Origin of the sequence: Paenibacillus auburnensis (assembly GCF_927798115.1) — a bacterium.
GTDB lineage: Bacteria > Bacillota > Bacilli > Paenibacillales > Paenibacillaceae > Paenibacillus_AQ > Paenibacillus_AQ auburnensis.
On the sequence record NZ_CAKMMG010000013.1, the window covers coordinates 17,617 to 35,598 of the forward strand.

The 17,982-nt window shown below is 46.1% G+C and carries 18 protein-coding genes; 3 read left to right on the forward strand and 15 right to left on the reverse strand.

Going from position 1 to position 17,982, the window contains the following annotated elements; genetic code table 11:
• Nucleotides 1-128 precede the first annotated feature (128 nt).
• The 5 genes from L6H70_RS26460 to L6H70_RS26480 form a co-directional block, all read right to left on the reverse strand.
• On the reverse strand, nt 129-1,175 hold the full coding sequence (locus tag L6H70_RS26460) for a LacI family DNA-binding transcriptional regulator (RefSeq protein WP_236337227.1): 1,047 nt from the start codon (nt 1,173-1,175) through the stop codon (nt 129-131).
• Nucleotides 1,176-1,249: 74 nt separating this feature from the next.
• Nucleotides 1,250-2,353, reverse strand: a complete 1,104-nt coding sequence (locus tag L6H70_RS26465) for a DUF4432 family protein (RefSeq protein WP_236337228.1) — start codon at nt 2,351-2,353, stop codon at nt 1,250-1,252.
• Between the two features lie 28 nt (nt 2,354-2,381).
• Entirely contained in the window at nt 2,382-3,239 is an 858-nt protein-coding gene (locus L6H70_RS26470) for a carbohydrate ABC transporter permease (RefSeq protein WP_236337229.1), read from the reverse strand.
• A 4-nt stretch (nt 3,240-3,243) separates the two neighbouring features.
• On the reverse strand, nt 3,244-4,173 hold the full coding sequence (locus L6H70_RS26475) for a carbohydrate ABC transporter permease (protein WP_236337230.1): 930 nt from the start codon (nt 4,171-4,173) through the stop codon (nt 3,244-3,246).
• Nucleotides 4,174-4,261: 88 nt separating this feature from the next.
• Complete coding sequence (locus L6H70_RS26480; protein WP_236337231.1) at nt 4,262-5,617, reverse strand: ABC transporter substrate-binding protein; 1,356 nt, start codon at nt 5,615-5,617, stop codon at nt 4,262-4,264.
• Between the two features lie 189 nt (nt 5,618-5,806).
• On the opposite strand from L6H70_RS26480, the gene L6H70_RS26485 reads away from it, so the two are divergent.
• Nucleotides 5,807-6,697, forward strand: a complete 891-nt coding sequence (locus tag L6H70_RS26485) for a helix-turn-helix transcriptional regulator (protein ID WP_236337232.1) — start codon at nt 5,807-5,809, stop codon at nt 6,695-6,697.
• 3 nt (nt 6,698-6,700) lie between these two features.
• Here L6H70_RS26485 and arfA read toward each other — a convergent pair whose 3' ends face one another.
• Nucleotides 6,701-8,215 (reverse strand): arabinosylfuranosidase ArfA, encoded by a 1,515-nt coding sequence (gene arfA, locus L6H70_RS26490; RefSeq protein WP_279306798.1) that lies wholly within the window; start codon nt 8,213-8,215, stop codon nt 6,701-6,703.
• A gap of 424 nt (nt 8,216-8,639) precedes the next feature.
• Nucleotides 8,640-9,566 carry a copper amine oxidase N-terminal domain-containing protein gene (locus L6H70_RS26495; RefSeq protein ID WP_236337233.1) on the reverse strand — a complete coding sequence of 309 codons (927 nt, stop codon included), beginning with the start codon at nt 9,564-9,566 and terminating at the stop codon, nt 8,640-8,642.
• Between the two features lie 339 nt (nt 9,567-9,905).
• On the opposite strand from L6H70_RS26495, the gene L6H70_RS26500 reads away from it, so the two are divergent.
• On the forward strand, nt 9,906-10,424 hold the full coding sequence (locus L6H70_RS26500) for a hypothetical protein (RefSeq protein ID WP_236337234.1): 519 nt from the start codon (nt 9,906-9,908) through the stop codon (nt 10,422-10,424).
• A gap of 428 nt (nt 10,425-10,852) precedes the next feature.
• Here L6H70_RS26500 and L6H70_RS26505 read toward each other — a convergent pair whose 3' ends face one another.
• The 7 genes from L6H70_RS26505 to L6H70_RS26530 all read right to left on the reverse strand — a co-directional run bounded on the left by L6H70_RS26505 (nt 10,853) and on the right by L6H70_RS26530 (nt 15,829).
• The gene (locus L6H70_RS26505; RefSeq protein ID WP_236337235.1) at nt 10,853-11,206 is read right to left on the reverse strand and encodes a hypothetical protein; all 354 of its coding nucleotides are present in this window, start codon (nt 11,204-11,206) and stop codon (nt 10,853-10,855) included.
• A 149-nt stretch (nt 11,207-11,355) separates the two neighbouring features.
• Nucleotides 11,356-11,661: a tyrosine-type recombinase/integrase gene (locus L6H70_RS28660; protein WP_341482769.1), complete on the reverse strand. Its 306-nt coding sequence runs from the start codon at nt 11,659-11,661 to the stop codon at nt 11,356-11,358.
• Nucleotides 11,570-12,139, reverse strand: coding sequence for a tyrosine-type recombinase/integrase (locus tag L6H70_RS28665; protein ID WP_253074188.1), 570 nt, complete (start codon nt 12,137-12,139; stop codon nt 11,570-11,572). Before L6H70_RS28665 ends, L6H70_RS28660 begins: the two co-directional genes overlap by 92 nt.
• A gap of 236 nt (nt 12,140-12,375) precedes the next feature.
• Complete coding sequence (locus tag L6H70_RS26515) at nt 12,376-13,143, reverse strand: nucleotidyltransferase domain-containing protein (RefSeq protein WP_236337236.1); 768 nt, start codon at nt 13,141-13,143, stop codon at nt 12,376-12,378.
• A 183-nt stretch (nt 13,144-13,326) separates the two neighbouring features.
• The gene (locus tag L6H70_RS26520) at nt 13,327-13,767 is read right to left on the reverse strand and encodes an NUDIX hydrolase (protein WP_236337238.1); all 441 of its coding nucleotides are present in this window, start codon (nt 13,765-13,767) and stop codon (nt 13,327-13,329) included.
• Nucleotides 13,768-14,302: 535 nt separating this feature from the next.
• Complete coding sequence (locus L6H70_RS26525; protein ID WP_236337239.1) at nt 14,303-15,100, reverse strand: TrmH family RNA methyltransferase; 798 nt, start codon at nt 15,098-15,100, stop codon at nt 14,303-14,305.
• A 30-nt stretch (nt 15,101-15,130) separates the two neighbouring features.
• Nucleotides 15,131-15,829: a potassium channel family protein gene (locus L6H70_RS26530; RefSeq protein ID WP_279306801.1), complete on the reverse strand. Its 699-nt coding sequence runs from the start codon at nt 15,827-15,829 to the stop codon at nt 15,131-15,133.
• A gap of 105 nt (nt 15,830-15,934) precedes the next feature.
• Between L6H70_RS26530 and L6H70_RS26535 the strand changes: the two genes are divergently transcribed.
• Complete coding sequence (locus tag L6H70_RS26535; RefSeq protein ID WP_236337240.1) at nt 15,935-16,171, forward strand: small acid-soluble spore protein SspI; 237 nt, start codon at nt 15,935-15,937, stop codon at nt 16,169-16,171.
• A 119-nt stretch (nt 16,172-16,290) separates the two neighbouring features.
• On the opposite strand, the gene L6H70_RS26540 is transcribed toward L6H70_RS26535, so the two are convergent.
• The gene (locus L6H70_RS26540; protein ID WP_236337241.1) at nt 16,291-17,877 is read right to left on the reverse strand and encodes a peptide chain release factor 3; all 1,587 of its coding nucleotides are present in this window, start codon (nt 17,875-17,877) and stop codon (nt 16,291-16,293) included.
• Between the last annotated feature and the right edge of the window lie 105 nt (nt 17,878-17,982).

Genomic DNA, 17,982 nt, shown 5'->3' on the forward strand with positions numbered 1-17,982 from the left:
TTGTAATTTAAACGTTTAGATATTACAGTATAGTACTCCAGATACATTTAAAATCTAAGTTAACCGTTTGAACTCATTTGAAAAAAAGAGACTGCTTTATTCCTAAGTACAGTCTCTTCCGGCAATCCTTATTTAACATCACTTCTAGGCTCAGCCACAGAATCCCGCTCAATCAGTTTGCATAACGGGGGATCCTCTGTCGTCTCCTGCTTTCCGCCAATCCTATTACAAAGGGCCTTCATCGCCAACATCCCCATATCATGCAGCGGTAAATCCATCGTCGTAATTCTCGGGTTCAAATAAGCGCTGAATTCCCGGTTATCAAAACCTACAATGGACAGATCCTTAGGTACAGAGATCCCACGTTCAGATGCAGCCCGGAGTGCACCGGCAGCCATCAAATCATTCATAATGAGAATAGCCGTAGGCGGGTCCGGCAATTCCATAAGTTCACCCAGGAGCTGATATCCCGACTCGCCCCCCCAGTCACCTACTTTGATAAACTGCGGGTCGAAATACAGCTGAAACTCAGTCAGCGCCTTATAATAACCGTTAAACCGCAGCCTCGAAGGAATCGAGTCCATTAATCCGCTGATGACCGCGATCCGAGAATGTCCCTTACTGACTAAATATCGGATGGCATCATAGGAGGCTTGCTCATCATTGTATTGAATAGAACACTCATTCTGTGCGTAACAGTACGTGTAGACAATCGGCCTGTCATTCGTATGAATCAGTCCCGTTAAATCACGGGGATGTACACCAATGTACACGATACCCTCAACCTGGTTAGATAAAAGATCCGATACCGCAGCTTGTGCATGCTTTTGATAAGTAGCGGTATCAGCATAATTATAGCCTACCTTTTTTTGCAGCCGCAGGTTGGTTAACAGAATATGCATATCATGCTTCTCCGCATATTCATTGATTCCATCAATGATTTCCGGTGTGTTAAAGACCGTTATGTCTTCTGCGATGACTCCGATCGTATTCGTTCTTCTGCTCTTTAAGCTCTGTGCAATTGCATTAGGCCTATAATTGAATTCTTCTATTACCTTTAAGACTCTCTCTTTCGTCTCGGGCCTTACATTACGGGTGCCATTTATCACGTATGATACTATCGCGGTGGATACATTTGCGCGCAAGGCAATATCTTTAATTCCGATTTTTTTCATATCATCACCCTGTTTAAACGTTTTACATTGCGCAAACATTGTATCATTACGCTACATGACATTCAAATCTTAATTTATGCTGCAGATAAAATCATATGCTCCAGGTTGTGAATTTCCTCTCTGGAAATGGAAAGGCCAATGATACAGCAAGACGATAAAGTCTCCCCTTCCCGCATAAATAGTGCCTCGCCGTCTATGATCTTCTGCGACATCCGATTCGGCCGTGTTCTGCAGGGTTCAATGGCGAACATCAAACTGCTGTCAATCTGCTTAGCTATAAGTGATCTGGGGAAATCGTAAAGCGGCCTGATAACATAACCTGCATATGTCCTCTCCGTATTTACAATCATCTCACCTGTGAGTCCTCTGCTAAGATTCATTTTACTCATGAACGGGGCAATGTTATCAAAGTTAGATAGAGCCGCTACCTGTCCGGGAACATACTGGTAACATCTCATTGGGTATGCCCCTTCTTCCTTGGAGGGAATATGGAACGGATCCTTCTCCGGAGGAGCTGAGTCTCTTAATAATAACTCATGCTGATTAACAGGCAGAACATATCTGCCGCCCTGACTCACAAAGTCCCCAGATAGTTGTATATGATATCCGTCATCGAGAACCTGTACCTGGCCGCTGCTGTTTCTTACCGTTTCTTCGCGTAAAATGAGAGTTCCACCCCATACTGTACTCATTTGTATCCGTTTCTCAAATATTAGCTTGCCTTCCCGGCTCTTCACCGGAACCCTTCCTTCTATTCTTATGCATTCTTCATCCCAGGTAACTTGAATACTCTCCGGCAGCGCTGCCGAATACGACCCTGAACCATGCAGAGTAAAGCCTTCGCCCGGTGTCCCGAAACATTCCGGACCAATAGCAGCTACCGCTCCGTAAAAGCCTTTCATCCAGCCCGTCCCGTTGGACTCATTAAGATCTACGTTTGAGGGATGCAGTAAATAGTCCTCGCTCCTGTCCCAGCTCATCTTTTCTGACCCGAGATGAAGTTCGCCGATGTCCATCCCTCTTTCAAGGAGTACAGTGAACCGTAAACTTCCATTCGATATCTCGATCATAGTCATTGGGGCTCCCTTTACATCGGTAATGCTGACTTTATTTATATATCCCTGATTAGGAAGAACAATGCTCTGATTATGAGAGTCTGATAACGTCCACTTATTCATTGCCTGAAGCCCTCCTCTCTGTAACGGCTTAACCTTTGACTCCGCCGACAGTCAATCCCTCAATAAAGTAACGTTGGAAGAATAAGAACAGGATCAGGATGGGCAGAATGGCCAGCACAGCACCTGCAATCAGCGCCTCATAATTGCTGCCCAGCGGCGTAACAAATGATGCGAGTCCAATAGGCAGCGTGAATTTGTCGGTGGTTCTGAGGACGATCAGCGGCCAGAGGAAATTATTCCAGCTGTTCATCGCCTGCAGAATTGTAATCGCCCCGTAAGCCGGGGCCATCAACGGCACCATAATCCTGAAGAAAATCCCGAATTCTGTACAACCGTCGATCCGTCCGGCGTCCATAAAATCCTTTGGCAGCCCAAGCGCAAACTGGCGGAAGAAAAAGATCGGCAGAGGCGCAACCATAAAAGGCAGAATAACTCCCCATACGGTGTTGATCAGCTTCAGGCTTACTGTCAGTTTGTATAATGGAAGCAAAATAATTTCCACCGGGATCATCATCACAATCAGAACCAGTGTGAAAATCAGATTGCGGCCTTTGAACCGGTACATGCCAAGTCCATAGCCCACCATGGAAGATAAGAGCAGACTAAGCAAGGTAAATAATACTGTAATGATTACACTATTCGAGTACCATTCGAAATAATGGCCCGCCTCACCTTTTCCGGTGAAGATACTGCGGTAATTATCCAGACTCATTACATCAAAATCCAGCCTGACATTCAGCCCGTACCGGAACAGCTCACTGGCTGGCTTCAAGGAAGCCAGAAAAAGAGCGTATAGAGGGAACAGCATCAGCACTGCCAGTATGGCGAACAATACCAGCAGGAGCCAGGAAGAAGCAGTGAATTTTTTACGCTGTACAGTTTCCATTCCCCTACTCCTCCTTATTGAACATGCCGGTTAAAATAAGCTGCAGCATACTGACTGCCAGGGTGATGCCCAGTAGCGTAACGCCAATGGCCGAACCAAAGCCAAGATTGAAATACTGAAAACCCTGCTGATAAATGTATCCCACAATCGTCAGCCCGATATTTTGCGGCGACGGCTTACCGGCCCACAGCATATAGCTTTCGGTAAACATGGCATAACCACCATAAATACTAATCGTCAGCACATAGACGGTGATTGGTTTCAGCAGCGGTACTGTAATCCTCATAAACTTCGTTGTTGTACCTGCTCCATCAATATCTGCTGCTTCATACAAATCAGACGGGATATTCTGCAGTGCAGAAAGGAAATAAAGGATATTAATTCCGATCCAGCGCCAAGAGGCCAGCACCAGCAGCGCAAACATAGAAAGCTCTGAGCTGTACAGCCACCGCTGGCTGGAAATGCCGAACAAATGCAGGAACGAATTCATCAAAGCGCCATCCAATTCCCCAAAAATCATGCGGAACACCACACCGGCTACCACTACTGAAGTAAGGGCAGGGATGAACAACGTCGAACGGAAAAAATTACTGAACGGCATTTTTTTCGAATTAAGCATGACTGCTAGCAGTAAGGGAATCGGTATCAGGAGAAGCAGCGTAAACAGTGTATAGCGGCTGCTGTTGTACAACGCATCTGCGAAATCTGTATTCCACAGCTCGCGGTAATTATCCAGACCGACAAAGGTAACTTCACCGGGTAATACACTTTGAAAGCTCATTATGATAGCATTGATCAACGGATAAGCAAAAAACAACAGAAATGAGATTATAAACGGCAATACAAATAAATATGGGGCGAGATGCTGGGAATTTGCCAGCCGGTTTCGCGGCTTAGAGGCCAAAGCCGGCTCTCTGTTTATTTGTTGCTGCATAGAATCGCCTCCACTCCTTTCATTCTTCCTGCACGATTAGATTAACGGCCGTTATCATTATTAACGGCCGTCTTAATAAGAATAGAGATTATTTCAGGCTGTCCTGCACCTTCTTCAATGCAACTGCCGGATCAGCCATGTCGATGAAAATCATTGGAATCGCTTCGTTACGGATGGCGTCAAATACTTTTGGCGAGATTTCACGAATGTTGACTGGTGCGATTTCATCCTTGACGCTAAGCAGCGTATCGAAGATGTCCGTGCCGAAATAGTCCGTGTATTTATTGGATTCCTTCATTGCAGGATCATTCCACACATCGGTACGGATTGGGTCAAATCCGAGTTGCTTCCAAATTTGAATATTCCCCTCTTTGGAGAGCTTGGCGTAAGACAGGAATTCCTTCAGCAGTTCCGGATTTTTGGCTTGATTAGTAATAGAGGTTGCGGTTCCTCCCATACCTGCGGAACGGTTTCCGCCTTCAGTCCAAGCCGGCATCGGACGAATGATCATTTTACCCTTGAGATCGGGCATATGGTCGGTGAAGCGGCCCATGAACCAGAACGGCATAAAGACAGAGGCAGCGCTTTCAGAGTCCATATAGCCAAAGTATTCTTCGGTATCATGGCCTGCACCTGGAGCAACAGCGGCTACGCCCTCCTTGACTAACTTCTGGAAGAATTGCATTGTCTGCACATTGACTGGGGTATCTACAGTAACATTGCCGTCTTTATCCACTTGGTCAGAGCCTTGCTGGCTAATCGCCGGCCACCATGACCAGTTGCCGTTGCCTTCAAATGTAATCATAGGCTTGCCAGTCTTTTCTAGCATCGTTTTACCGGCAGTTTCGAAGTCGGCCCAGGTCTTGATATCGTCGGCGTTCAATCCGGCTTGATCCAACAGTTCTTTATTGTAGTACATCACCGTCGCGCCGACATGGTAGTCGATACCATAATACGTAGAATCCTTACTATAGATCTCCACTCTGGACTTGACGATATTGCCCAGCTCCGGTTCAAGGATATCATTCAAGGAGACAAGCTGCGGTGTGCCTTTCATGAAATTCGGGAATTTGCTCTGCTCAATATCGACCAGGTCGGGAGCGCCTACACCGGATTGCAATGCAATCAGCAGTTTGGTATGCATATCATCATAAGGAATCGTCGTGCCTTCCAGCTCAATCTGCTTGTCGGGATGGGATTGGTTCCAGCTGTCCGCCATACTCTCCATAAATTTCTGATGTGCATCCACAAAAGTCCAGAAGACCAGTTTCTCCGCTTTCCCGCTTCCCCCTGCACCGGTAGTGCTCTCGGCTTGAGCATTATCTGTTTTTGCCGCCGCGTTACCGGTAGCGTTCTTAGTATTATTTCCATCCCCCCCGCAGCCGCTAAGTCCCATACTCAGAGCCATCATTGCTGCCAGTGTAACTATTCCTTGCTTCTTCATGTATAACCCTCCTTGAATATATTTTTCTTTACCTAACCCACTTAAGGAGATAGGTTCTACCACAGATTTTATATCATTACACTGTTTAAGAAAGCGCTTTACTTATAATATGACATGATATAACATTAAAATAAACAAAGTTATTCAACCTGATTTTTAATATTTTCAATCTCTGGAGGAATCCTGTATATGAGTGCGCGCATCCTACATTTCATTTCACCGCCTATTCCTTATTTTGTTGATTGCGGTCATGCATCCTACGAAATCGGTGATTATCATATCGACCGCAACTGCATAGGCGTATTCGATCTGATCGTGGTGGTCAAAGGTATTCTACCGGTCGGCGAGAATGAAGTACTATGGGAATTGCGGGAAGGTGAAGGGATGATTCTCCTCCCGGACGGCCATCATTACGGGTTTGCCCCTTGCACGGAGAAAACAGAAATTATCTGGATTCATTTCCAGACCTTCGGCAGCTGGCAGGAGTGTGCCGATATGAGCGAATGTCTCGGCAATCAGCAGGCATTAATCGAGGAGCACAAGAGTAAAGCCTACCTCAACCACGCCGATGTCTGTTCGATCTTTATCCCCAAGCATATGAAGATCTCTGCCAAAGCAATGGAACAGCTGGAGCTGTTCTTCGAACAGGAATCCGAGCCGAAATCGATGCGTAACTGGCGGCGCCAGGCGATCTTCCAGTCCTTCCTGCAGTATCTGGACCGGGATCTGGCTTCACCGAGCGACGCTACAGCGATTCATCTGGCGGAACAGATCGAGCTTTACATCCGCAGCCATTACATGCATGATCTTACCAATCCGGTGCTCCAGAAGGCATTAAACTATCATCCCAACTACCTGGCGAAAAGCATGCTTAAAGTCTATGGCATGACACCGATGGCGTATCTGCAACATTACCGCATTGAGCAATCCAAGCGGCTGCTGCTCCTGACTTCGTGGCCTGTGGCGCGAATCGCCGAGGAGGTCGGCTTCCATCATGTATCGCATTATTCCTCCTGCTTCTCCAAGAAGGAAGGTCTCTCCCCATCGGCGTTCCGCAGCAAATTTGCGAAGGAGCGTTAGCCGCTAATGCTTCCGTAAACGGATTACATTCCATGACAATGCCGGCAAAACTGCATTCAGACGGCCATCATCCACCTTGGCATCATGGGCACGGTGCGGAAGGACTGAATCCGGAGCATCGGCGGTATTGACTGCTTTCACATCTCCACTCGTCATCACAATCTGCTCGATCACCCGGTAGCCGGCAAATCCCCGAACATCACACACCAGCTTGTTCGACTCCACAAGACTTTTATTGACCGCGAAGATCGTCAGCTCCTCCTGTGCTTCATTGTACACAATCGCAGTATCCAGCTGCGGCACATCCGTATAGTCCTTGCAGTCGTATTTCTCACAATTCAGCACTGGCACGAGTACAGTACCTCTGCCATAGAGAGAAGCATGCAGATATGGATAATAAATCGTCTGCTTCCAGGCACGGCCGCCCGTTTCAGTCATTATTGGCGCAATAGCGTTAACAAGCTGGGCCAGGCAGGCGATTTTGACCCGGTCGGCATGATTGAGCATCGTAATCAGCATACTGCCAACCATCAGCGCATCCTCGAAAGTATAGCAGTCCTCCAGCAGTTCCGGCGCATGCTGCCAAGGGGCTACCTGTTTGTCGCTCTCCAGCGTATGAAACCACACATTCCATTCATCAAACGACAGATGCAGCGTCTTGCGGCTGCGTTGTTTAGCCTTGATATAATCACAGACGGCGATAATCTCACGGATGAAATGATCCATATCCAAGGAGCGGGCCAGATAGTTCGCGGTATCGTTATCGGCGTTGCCGTAATACGTATGCAGTGACAAATAATCAACTTGCTCATAAGTATGATCGAGCACTGCCGCTTCCCATTCTGCATAAGTGGGCATGGAGCGGAATGAGCTGCCGCACGCAACCAGCTCAATCCCGGGGTCGACCAGCCGCATCGCCTTGGCGGTTTCACTGGCTAGGCGTCCGTATTCAGCCGCTGTTTTCTGGCCGATCTGCCAGGGTCCATCCATCTCATTGCCGAGGCACCATGTCTTGATCCGATGAGGCTCCTTGTATCCATGTGCCACACGCAGATCGCTGTACTGCGTTCCGCCCGGATGGTTGCAATACTCCAGCAGATGCCGCGCAGCATCGACGCCCCGGGTGCCCAGATTGACAGCCATCATGACATCCGACCCTATGCCTCTGGCCCATTCAATAAACTCATTTGTGCCCACCTTATTCGGCTCAATGCTCCGCCAGGCAAGATCCAGGCGGCTCGGACGTTCTTCTACCGGCCCTACGCCATCCTCCCAGTTGTAGCCCGACACAAAGTTACCGCCCGGATAGCGTATCAACGGCACCCCGATGTCACGAATCAGATTGGCAACATCGCGGCGGAAGCCGGCATCATCTGCTTCGGGATGTCCCGGATCATAAATTCCGCCGTACACGGCGCGGCCCAAATGCTCGATAAATGAGCTGTACAGCCGGGGATCAACTTCCGCCAGCCGGTACGCCTTGTCGATAATTAATCCGGCGTTATTCATATTGGTCATGCTAACGCTCCTTTATCATTTTTAAATTCACAACCTCCAAGCAATCGCTTACAAGGAATATATTACATGAACTAAATGGGTTTTAACAGCAGAGTATTCAATCAGAATTTATATATTTACAACCTTTTATTCAGACGAAAAATACACCGCTGGGGCTCAAAGCAGCCTGGCGGTGTATTTGCAAAATAAACGGGAAGAGCCGTTGAGGACAGGAAACATTCCCTGGCTCCAACGGCTCTTCTCTGTATATGATTAGCTGTGTGAGTTGTAATTTATCTTGGCACTAAAAAGGCCTTGTAAAGAATGCTACTTACACTCCTTATATATGAGGGCGATAAGGCGCCGAGGCCAAGACGTTAGGGAATAACGCGCTGAGTCTCCAATATGAGCTATAAAAACATAATATGTTTTACACTATATAGGATTACGATCTAATCGGTTGTTCCTCATCAATCTCTCTAACAAAGTTCTTATTCCGAATCACCTGAGAGCTGCTCTGTTGCGATCCCAGAATCGACATCTGTCCATCAGAATTTGCAAATCCATATTGAATCATATAAGTAAACAGGTCTACATTAAAAAAGACATATCTCTCGGACAACTGGGGCGACGCCCCGTACTGTTTTTCGACTTGATATCCGAACAACTTAGTAATATCTTTTGCTGCAGATATCTTAGTGGTATCTAGATTGGCTTCCCACATCAGCTTCGCTTGACCGCCTTTAATCTCATAATAATAAACAAGATCTGACGTTTGGATAAAATAACTGTCCGATTTTCCTTCCAAAAAATAATAGGTTGAATTCAATCCTTCGTCATCTGCCGTCAACATGGGCATTCCCGAATTATTAATAGGAAACTGTAAAGCAGCAATCCTGGATATCGCAAGGTTATTACTTTTGTAATTTTCATTCAGAACTGAATTCGCACGCTCAGAAATAGTGATCTGCTTGTTCGATGGATTTAATTCCACATTGTAATTTAATGACTCCGACACAAACCGAACTGGAACAAGGGTTCTTCCGTTTATTATTGTAACAGGTACATCTAAGCTAACGGATTTATTATTAACTAACGCTACATTTTTACCTGCGGTGAGCAAAACAGTGGAATTTTCTTTTTGCAGTTTGAGCTGTTTAATCGCAGCATTCCAATTCATCTTGACCCCTTTGAAATTTTGGATGGCTTTCGCAGGAATAAGCACCCGTCCTGAGACCACCTGTCCATCATAAGTAGTACTGGAACCGCTTATAGACACTTTATAGGAAGTACTGTTGGCAAATGAAGAGCCCAGCAATATAGACGACAGGGCTACAGTAAGCAGAAAACTGGCTGCTACTTTCTTTTTCATTTATTTATCCTCCTTTTTGAAACATTCTGGTTATGACTTCCTCCAAGTATCCTGAAAATTCAGATGTTTATAAAGACGCTGTGTAACCCGATAAGTTACAATAATATATGGATTATTTTAGGAAATATAAATAATTAAAGCAGGTCATCCTCACGCGCCTGCTATATATAGTCAATTTAGATGTATCTATTCTAGCTTTGCATAACGAAGTAAAAAGAGAAAGTTGTCTATGTTAGAGACAATCTTCTCTTTTTGCATTTTTTCAAAAATTGTGTAAATTAGAAGGGTGCTGTAAAATTTTTCTTCTTTTGATCGTCTGTCAGAAAGGATGTGTTATACATGAATAAACTTGCCCTTGGCATCGCTACTCTATTACTCTCAACAACACTTCTTGCTGCTTGTGGCAATCAAGAGTCAACCAATGCAAACAACTCAGGACCGACAACATCAAGTAATGTAACGGATTCCAACTCTCCAGATTCAGGCTCAACAACTGGGAAGGACAACAATTCTGAGTTATCCAGCAGCGATAACATCAATTGGGATGAGGTAAAAGATCCACTCATTGATGAGGCTATGAAAAGTAAACTCAAAGCGTCAGTTGATGCAATCGTTATTAAGGATGTAGAAGCGTTTCATAAGACACTTGGTCCCAACGTTGGTACTGCTCATGATTATCTCTTAGACAATTCAGTTGAATTTACAGATGTCGGTGAGGCACATGAAGAAGATGGCCGTGATTTAGTGCCTGTACAGGGTGAAAATCGAGGCAATAGCGGGAATACCTCGAATATGGGATATACGTTCTATTTTGAGAAAGACAACGCCAGTGAGTGGCAGATCGTATCTATTGACTAGAAGTTCTGCCCAACTTAAGAAAAGACGCAAAAGGACGCTCTAATTAGAGCGTCTTTCTTTTTCTCAATCATTTTTTTGAGTGTTTTTGATGCTGATTTTTTCAACTCTACATTGAGGTTTTGAATAGGAGTTGATGGAGATGATTTTGAACGTAATTAAATATAGAAAAAGTAAACGTAAATGAATCATCTGCCGATGCCAATCACTTTCCGGCATGTTACTGTGGACCAGATGTTGAGCGGCCGAACCCGACGAAGGACGCCCAGGCTTCTGCCCTGCCTCCCCCCTCTGCCGCCGAACTGGCCACTGTTGCCTCCATTTCCCTTAGCAAGTACTGCGACTGCTGCCGCGGCGGGAAAGAACCGAAACTGCCGCTGTTATTGAACTAACGTTCTCCGTTAGTTCAATAAACAGTTCATCAAAAATTATCACTTCACTCGTTCGGAAATATTTTTACTTATTTCTTCAGGATTTTCAACACCAATGATCAACTTTGATATTTTGAACTTACCAACTTTAAAGCTATTCAAATCTAAATGAAGAGTATCAAGCTCATTTTCAAAAAAGTGCAGTTGATAACCACCATTTGATCTAAATAACCCATTTCTCATTCCTCCTAATAAAGCACCATATAGTTTAAAAGCATTTGGTATCGGTCTACCTGTTGTTATTCCTGTGATTGAAGAGTATGGAATTTGCAACCCTTTATCTAATTTTAAAAAGGGTGAGTTTCCAAAGTCGATATTTACGTAGGTTTCCATTAGTTGAATTTTACGTTCCATATTTTGATTCCCCCATTTTCAAGTAATCCATTTATTTCATAACCCATAATTACATATAATACCATAAAACCTCTTTTCTTCATAAAAGTCTAAACTGCTCTTTAGTTGAATGGCGACGGATTCTATAGCTGATCCGTCGCCATTACAAACTAAAAGTATCGTCGATAAAGCTCTCTCCGACGTTCGCCTTGGAGTTGCGCGTATATTTGAGTGGTCGATGCCTTCTCATGACCGAGCATTCCTTGAATGAAGTCTAAGGGAGCACCATTATCAAGGAGTTGGCATGCATATGTATGTTGAAAGCGATGCGGGTATACATTCACTTCAAGTTCTCCCCGATCTGCAAGCCGTTTTATTGCCCACCTAATCGTAGGTATGGCCATTCGTTTTGTTGGATGCGTATCGGTTGCACTCTGTCGTAAAGTAAACTTCTCTTTGCTTCGATCCCTTGCCATTTACGATTGCTGAGCAGTTCTCCCAGTTTAGATCTTCGATGTTGATCTTTTCTAACTCCCCAACCCGGCAGCCGGTACTATAGAGAAACTCAAGCAGTGCTCTTTCTCTGACGGACTGACATGAGCTTTTCAAGTATATGATGTCTTCCTCAATCAAAAACTTAGGAATGCGCTTATCTAACTTGGGTTCTCTCAATTTCAAAGAAGGATTTGAAGTCAGATACGTCTCTTCATAAGCATAGAGGAAAAGAGAACGAACAAAACGAATTCGATGATCAAGGCTGTTTGGCTTCAAACGAACTGCTTGCTTTGCCAAGTACTCCTTCAGTGTACTTAACGTTACCCCTGTGACATCAAGATTGCCTAGCGCCAGTACTAACATCTTGTGCTGTAAAGCGTATGCTTTTAATGTTTTTGGACTGAACCCTTGAATGCGTTTGTCAGCCTCATACAAATTCCACAACTCATTTAAGTTCATAAGAAAACCTCCCTTTAGAAACTGTTAAATCTAGTTTGCTTCTAGAGAGAGGTTTTAATCTGCCTGCTGTATTTAACTAGCGTTTTCCGTTAGCACAATAGTCTTATGTTTTAATTAAGGTCGCTGCTTATAGTTTTGAGGCTTGCCGAACACCTAATGCAGTGACGTCCTGACGGGCTTAGGGGGCTGGATGTGGTCACTCGCTTCTCAGAGTGACCCGGAGCGTCAATATGGTGTTAGCCTAAGGAAGTTCTGGAAGCAGCCACTGCATTTAAGGCGTTCTCAAAATAGCTATATACTTCATCTGCAATTCCCAGAAACTCTTCAACAAGTACATTACTATCCAAGTAACAAGCATACAGATAATCAACTAAAGCGGAGTCAATCTCACAATAGTTTAATATGGCATTCTTCATCTTAATAATGTCATCTTGCCATACACCTGTATCTTCTAAAACCAAAGAGTATAGTGCACGAATTAATCTCTTAGAGTAACCTTTAATATATCTAGATTTCATTGTGTTATCACTAGCATTAGAAAGTAAACTATGTATACGATCTACTTCCTCCTTGGTCTCAGTATTTAAGTCTAAAATGAACTCTGGAGAAATAATTATCGGTGGTACTTTTTCACCAACATCATGACCATATATGCAAACACAAATTATCTTTACCCAAAAACCCCACTCATTTGGTTTACTTAATACATCGTCAATCGAGCAAATTATCGTATCAATCTTAGTTACTACTGGATATTCTTCCAAAAGCCTGTCTTTAATATTTGATAATCTTTCGTGATCAATATCTTTGGGATTTACACATACAATTGTAAAGTCTGCATCTGACTTAAAAGGTTTAGCAGTTCCTTTTGGAATCGAGCCACACATATAAATGCTATGAATCTTACCTTTAAATTCGGTAAGTATATTATCTATATACTTATCAACAAAATCCTTATATTCACTTTGTATTACAATTCTATTTATAACTTTTTCTAATATCATATAGACTCCTCCTAAACTAAGAACTTCTTTCGGCTAACGTATTTTTTGTGAACTTCGTAAATTCGTCATGACTTAATTTATTCGCAAAATCATTCAACTAACCTGTCCGTTAGATGAACAAAGCAACCGATCGACGTGATCAGCTGCTTTCGTAATTTCATTGGGCTATCGTTTCCCGTTAGTTCAATCGTGTAATGCTTTCACAACTGCCCAACTTTGATGTTCATGGAATAAGCTCTTAATTGCTTTTGCAGGTTCAATCCATCGCAAATAATGGTCTTCTTCTGTTGGATTACCTGTTTGCTCACCTATATCACATTGATAAAAATGACCTTCACTAAGATAATATTTTAATTCATTTGTGGAGTAAAAATATCTTCGAGCACACCCAATATAACGACCTACTTGAACCTGCATCCCTATCTCTTCTTGAGCTTCCCTTACTAAACACTCTTCATGAGTTTCATTGTTATCTATTCCGCCACCCGGAAGGAAATACTTGCCATCAGCTGTTTGGATAACAGCGATTTTATCTTTCTCTTTGTTCAACATCAAGCCATACGCTGCAGGTCTCCATATGTATTCCTTGCCTTCTTCTTTTACACCAAAGGTAATGATTGTCATGTATTATTCCTCCTTAACCTCCTATATCTCATTAAGCAATCCTGCCCGTTAGCTTAATGAAGCAAGGACAGTGACAATCTACTTTGTCTATATTCACCGAATAATTTTAGACCATAAGAACAACCAAAAACAGTACAAATTGAAATAACAGTCTCTATCCCCGGCTTGCTTTTTCCGGATTCCAAATCCATTAAGACAACCTTGAGAAACACCGATTTTATTAGCAAAACCGGTTTGATTAAGACTATAAATTTTTCTCAATTGTTTAATATTTGACCCGATAGTATTCGTTTTAACTGCCTCCACACTACGATTTGTGCCAACAAATCTTCAACGAACTTTTAATCGTAAGATCATTTCCAGCCATTTAGAGCACCATCGTTAGTCATCAGTGAAATATCAAAAAAGCCCTGATAAATCAAGGGTTTCTTGACCATCAGGACTGAAATACTTGTGCCAAAAATCGTTACAAATCTGTGCCAAACTACGTTCCAAACGATGACAAGATGACTTACAACTCACACCTGCGACGGGTTTATTCCCCTCCGCCCCCCCGCTGCCGCATCCCCTCGAACAGCAGAATTGTCGCTGCCATCGCCGCGTTCAGTGATTCGGCCCGGCCGGCCATCGGGATGATGATGCTTTTGTCGACGAGCGCTGCCGTTTCCGGTGAGATCCCCTTACCCTCGCTGCCGATCAGCAACCACTGGCTGCCGCGGAAATCGTGGGTATAGCAGGAGTCCTCCCCGGTCAGCGAGGTGCTGACGAGAAGTGCGCCGCGTTCCCGCGCCTGCGGAAGAACCACACTCAAATCCCCCTCCACTACCGGGAGGTGGAACATCGAGCCCATTGTGGAGCGGATGGTCTTAGGGTTATAAAGATCGGCGCAGCCCTGGCCGAGAATGACTCCGTCTGCACCTGCCGCATCCGCGCTGCGGATGATCGTTCCTACGTTGCCCGGGTCCTGAACGCCATCCAGCACAACAACCAGGCTGTCCGGCTTCACGAGGATACCCTCCACGCCCTGCTGCTCTTTGCGGACAACCGCAAACACCGGCTGCGGGGTATTCGTGCTGCTGCACTTGGAGATGACTGCCGCTGAGACACCAATGACCTCCATGCCCTGCACGGCCTGAAGGTGAGCCTTCAGCTCGGACGGCATGCCCTTGTCGAGATCATAGGCCAGGATTTCTACCTCGGCTTCAGCCAGCAGCGCCTCCTGCACGAGGTGGATACCTTCTACGATATATTTGCCGGTCTTGTCTCGGTGCTTCTTCTCCTGCAACGCGGCCCATTCCTTCACCCGCGTATTTTGCGCAGATATAATTTCCATGAGGTCCTACCTTTCTATTCTACATTCACCCTACTGATAAGCCATTTCCAGCTTCGTCAAATGCTCCTTGCGCCCAACGATGACGAGCACATCGCCTTCGCTCAGCCGGTCTTCAGCCCGCGGAGAAATGTTCATCTCCTCGCCCCGGCGGATCGCCATGACGTTACAGCCATATTTGGCGCGGATATTCAGCTCCTGGAGATTTTTGCCCAGCATCGGCTTCGGTACTTTCATATCCAGAATGCTATAATCCGGCGACAGCTCGATATAATCCAGGATGTTCGGCGAAGCCAGATGATGCGCCACCCGCATGCCCATATCCCGTTCGGGATAGATAACTTTGTCCGCGCCAATCTTACTTAACACCTTGCCGTGCAGCTCGCTTTTGGCCTTGACCAGAATTGCCGGCACCCCAAGATCCTTCAGGATCAGCGTCGTAAGGATACTGGCTTGAATATCCTCTCCGATTGCCACAACCACAACATCGAAGTTGCGGATACCCAGCGCACGCAGCGCTTCCTCATCGGTGGAGTCTGCGGATACGGCATGGGTTACAATACCGGAGATTTCCTGGGTACGCTGCTCATCGGCATCGATCGCCAGTACATCAAATCCCATCCCGCTGAGCGCCTTGGCTACACTTGAGCCGAAACGTCCCATTCCGATGACGGCATATTGTTTTTTGGCCATGTCCGTGTACCTCCCAGAAGCATTTTTCGTTTCAAACAGTATAGCATATGGTCATCTAAACTTGAATTTTCACCGCCGCAGCAGGGTACATTAGTACAGGGCGTTTCAGCATACTTACAGAGTAAAACATTAAGGAGGTTAATAATGCCGGTTACCATCGATTTGCGCCAGGCTGTTCTCCATAAAGTGCACGGCCAGTCCGAAGAGGATCTGCGGGCTATGATTGAAGGCTCCGTAGACGGACCTGAAGCTGCGCTTCCAGGACTCGGTGTGATGTTCGAAATGGTCTGGAAAGACCTTGAAAAGGCCAAGCAGGACCGTGTCATTTCTATGCTGCATAGACATCTGGAAAAAATGACTCCCGGATCGATTATGTCCTGAGCAGGCGCATATGTACAAAACCTCCGCTACCCGGAATGCGGCTGCACTCCAGGGGGGCGGAGGTTTTTCGTTAAGATGGTAGCCCGGGATTACATCTCCCGCAGCTTACTGCCATTTACTCAAGGAGCTGTTTCCAGGAATTTTGCGGTCGGATTCTTCTCCATAGCGGTACGCATCGCGTATTCATTCTCGAACAGCACGACATAGTTCCCTTTCTTGTCCGTCACTAGCGTAGAGTTGATGCGGAACTTGGCAGGGTCCGGTTTGTTCTCGTCCACGATCCAGCGCGCGAACTGGTAGCTCATCCGCTGAAGCTGAACGTCCACGCCATATTCGCCCTTCATCCGGTACTCGAAGACTTCGAACTGGAGCTGGCCCACTACACCCAGCAGAATATCGTCGAAGTTGACCGTACGGAACACCTGAATCATGCCTTCTTCCGTCAGCTGGTCAATCCCCTTCTGGAACTGCTTCGATTTCAGTGCATTTTTGATACTCACTTTGGAGAAAATCTCCGGTGAGAACGTCGGCAGCTCATCAAATTCCATATCGCCGGCTTGACTAAGCGTGTCGCCGATCCGGAAAATCCCCGGGTCAAACAACCCGATAATGTCACCCGGATAAGCTTCCTCGACAATATCGCGGTCCTGCGCCAGGAATTGCTGCGGCTGGGACAGCTTAATGTCCTTACCTGCCCGGACATGCTTCACGCTCATGCCGCGCTCGAACTTGCCAGACACAATCCGCAGGAATGCGATACGGTCGCGGTGCGCCGGGTTCATGTTGGCCTGGATTTTGAACACGTAGCCGGTGAATTTCTCATTGGTCGGTTCAATCGGACCGGCCGTGCTGCGGCGCGGTTCCGGCTTCGGCGCCAGCTCCAGGAAGTTATCAAGGAACGTCTGCACTCCGAAATTATTGATTGCACTGCCGAAGAAGACCGGAGTTAGTTCCCCGCGCAGTACCTTCTCGTAGTCAAAAGCATCGCCTGCCACATCCAGCAGCTCCAGGTCCTGGCACAGCTGGTCATGCAGATATTCTCCGGCCATCTCACGGATAATCGGGTCGCGGTAGCTTTCCACCTTCTGAACCTTGATTACAGAGTGATCGTCACCCTGGAACAGTTCCACCTGATTCTTCATGCGGTCGTACACGCCGCACAGCTCGCGCCCGCTGCCAATCGGCCAGTTCATCGGTACGGAGCGGATGCCCAGTACATTCTCCAGCTCCTCCATCAGATCAAACGGGCTCTGGCCCTCACGGTCCAGCTTGTTGATGAAGGTGAAGATCGGAATCCCGCGCTTCGCGCAGACCTGGAACAGCTTGATCGTCTGTGCTTCTACACCCTTCGCTACGTCAATCAGCATGACTGCACTGTCCGCAGCCGTTAAGGTACGATAGGTGTCCTCACTGAAATCCTGGTGACCCGGCGTATCCAGAATGTTCACCCGGTGGTCCAAATAGTCAAATTGCATTACAGAGGAAGTAACCGAGATTCCGCGCTGCTTCTCGATTTCCATCCAGTCACTGGTCGCGTGCTTGCTTGCTTTGCGGGCCTTGACGGTACCCGCGAGCCGGATCGCGCCGCCGAACAGCAGCAGCTTCTCTGTTAGTGTGGTTTTACCCGCATCCGGGTGGGAAATGATCGCAAACGTTCTGCGTTTGTCCACTTCCTGTAGCAGTTTCTGATCTGGTGCCTTATTCATTGCACATATCCCTTCATATATAAATTCATGCTGCCTATTCCATAGCACGGGGCTAATCTCAAATCGGCGCTCTGCTCATGAGTACAAATCCCTTCTATCCGTGGA

What these genes read in the sequence shown, in the direction of transcription:
- L6H70_RS26540 (WP_236337241.1), bottom strand. Translation starts at nt 17,877, where the DNA reads ATGAATAAGGCACCAGATCAGAAACTGCTACAGGAAGTGGACAAACGC.
- L6H70_RS26515 (WP_236337236.1), bottom strand. Translation starts at nt 13,143, where the DNA reads ATGATATTAGAAAAAGTTATAAATAGAATTGTAATACAAAGTGAATAT.
- L6H70_RS26465 (WP_236337228.1), bottom strand. Translation starts at nt 2,353, where the DNA reads ATGAATAAGTGGACGTTATCAGACTCTCATAATCAGAGCATTGTTCTT.
- L6H70_RS26535 (WP_236337240.1), top strand. Translation starts at nt 15,935, where the DNA reads ATGCCGGTTACCATCGATTTGCGCCAGGCTGTTCTCCATAAAGTGCAC.
- L6H70_RS26495 (WP_236337233.1), bottom strand. Translation starts at nt 9,566, where the DNA reads ATGAAAAAGAAAGTAGCAGCCAGTTTTCTGCTTACTGTAGCCCTGTCG.
- L6H70_RS26485 (WP_236337232.1), top strand. Translation starts at nt 5,807, where the DNA reads ATGAGTGCGCGCATCCTACATTTCATTTCACCGCCTATTCCTTATTTT.
- L6H70_RS26505 (WP_236337235.1), bottom strand. Translation starts at nt 11,206, where the DNA reads ATGGAACGTAAAATTCAACTAATGGAAACCTACGTAAATATCGACTTT.
- L6H70_RS26520 (WP_236337238.1), bottom strand. Translation starts at nt 13,767, where the DNA reads ATGACAATCATTACCTTTGGTGTAAAAGAAGAAGGCAAGGAATACATA.
- L6H70_RS26525 (WP_236337239.1), bottom strand. Translation starts at nt 15,100, where the DNA reads ATGGAAATTATATCTGCGCAAAATACGCGGGTGAAGGAATGGGCCGCG.
- L6H70_RS26500 (WP_236337234.1), top strand. Translation starts at nt 9,906, where the DNA reads ATGAATAAACTTGCCCTTGGCATCGCTACTCTATTACTCTCAACAACA.
- L6H70_RS26460 (WP_236337227.1), bottom strand. Translation starts at nt 1,175, where the DNA reads ATGAAAAAAATCGGAATTAAAGATATTGCCTTGCGCGCAAATGTATCC.
- L6H70_RS28665 (WP_253074188.1), bottom strand. Translation starts at nt 12,139, where the DNA reads ATGAACTTAAATGAGTTGTGGAATTTGTATGAGGCTGACAAACGCATT.
- L6H70_RS28660 (WP_341482769.1), bottom strand. Translation starts at nt 11,661, where the DNA reads ATGGCAAGGGATCGAAGCAAAGAGAAGTTTACTTTACGACAGAGTGCA.
- L6H70_RS26470 (WP_236337229.1), bottom strand. Translation starts at nt 3,239, where the DNA reads ATGGAAACTGTACAGCGTAAAAAATTCACTGCTTCTTCCTGGCTCCTG.
- L6H70_RS26480 (WP_236337231.1), bottom strand. Translation starts at nt 5,617, where the DNA reads ATGAAGAAGCAAGGAATAGTTACACTGGCAGCAATGATGGCTCTGAGT.
- arfA (WP_279306798.1), bottom strand. Translation starts at nt 8,215, where the DNA reads ATGACCAATATGAATAACGCCGGATTAATTATCGACAAGGCGTACCGG.
- L6H70_RS26475 (WP_236337230.1), bottom strand. Translation starts at nt 4,173, where the DNA reads ATGCAGCAACAAATAAACAGAGAGCCGGCTTTGGCCTCTAAGCCGCGA.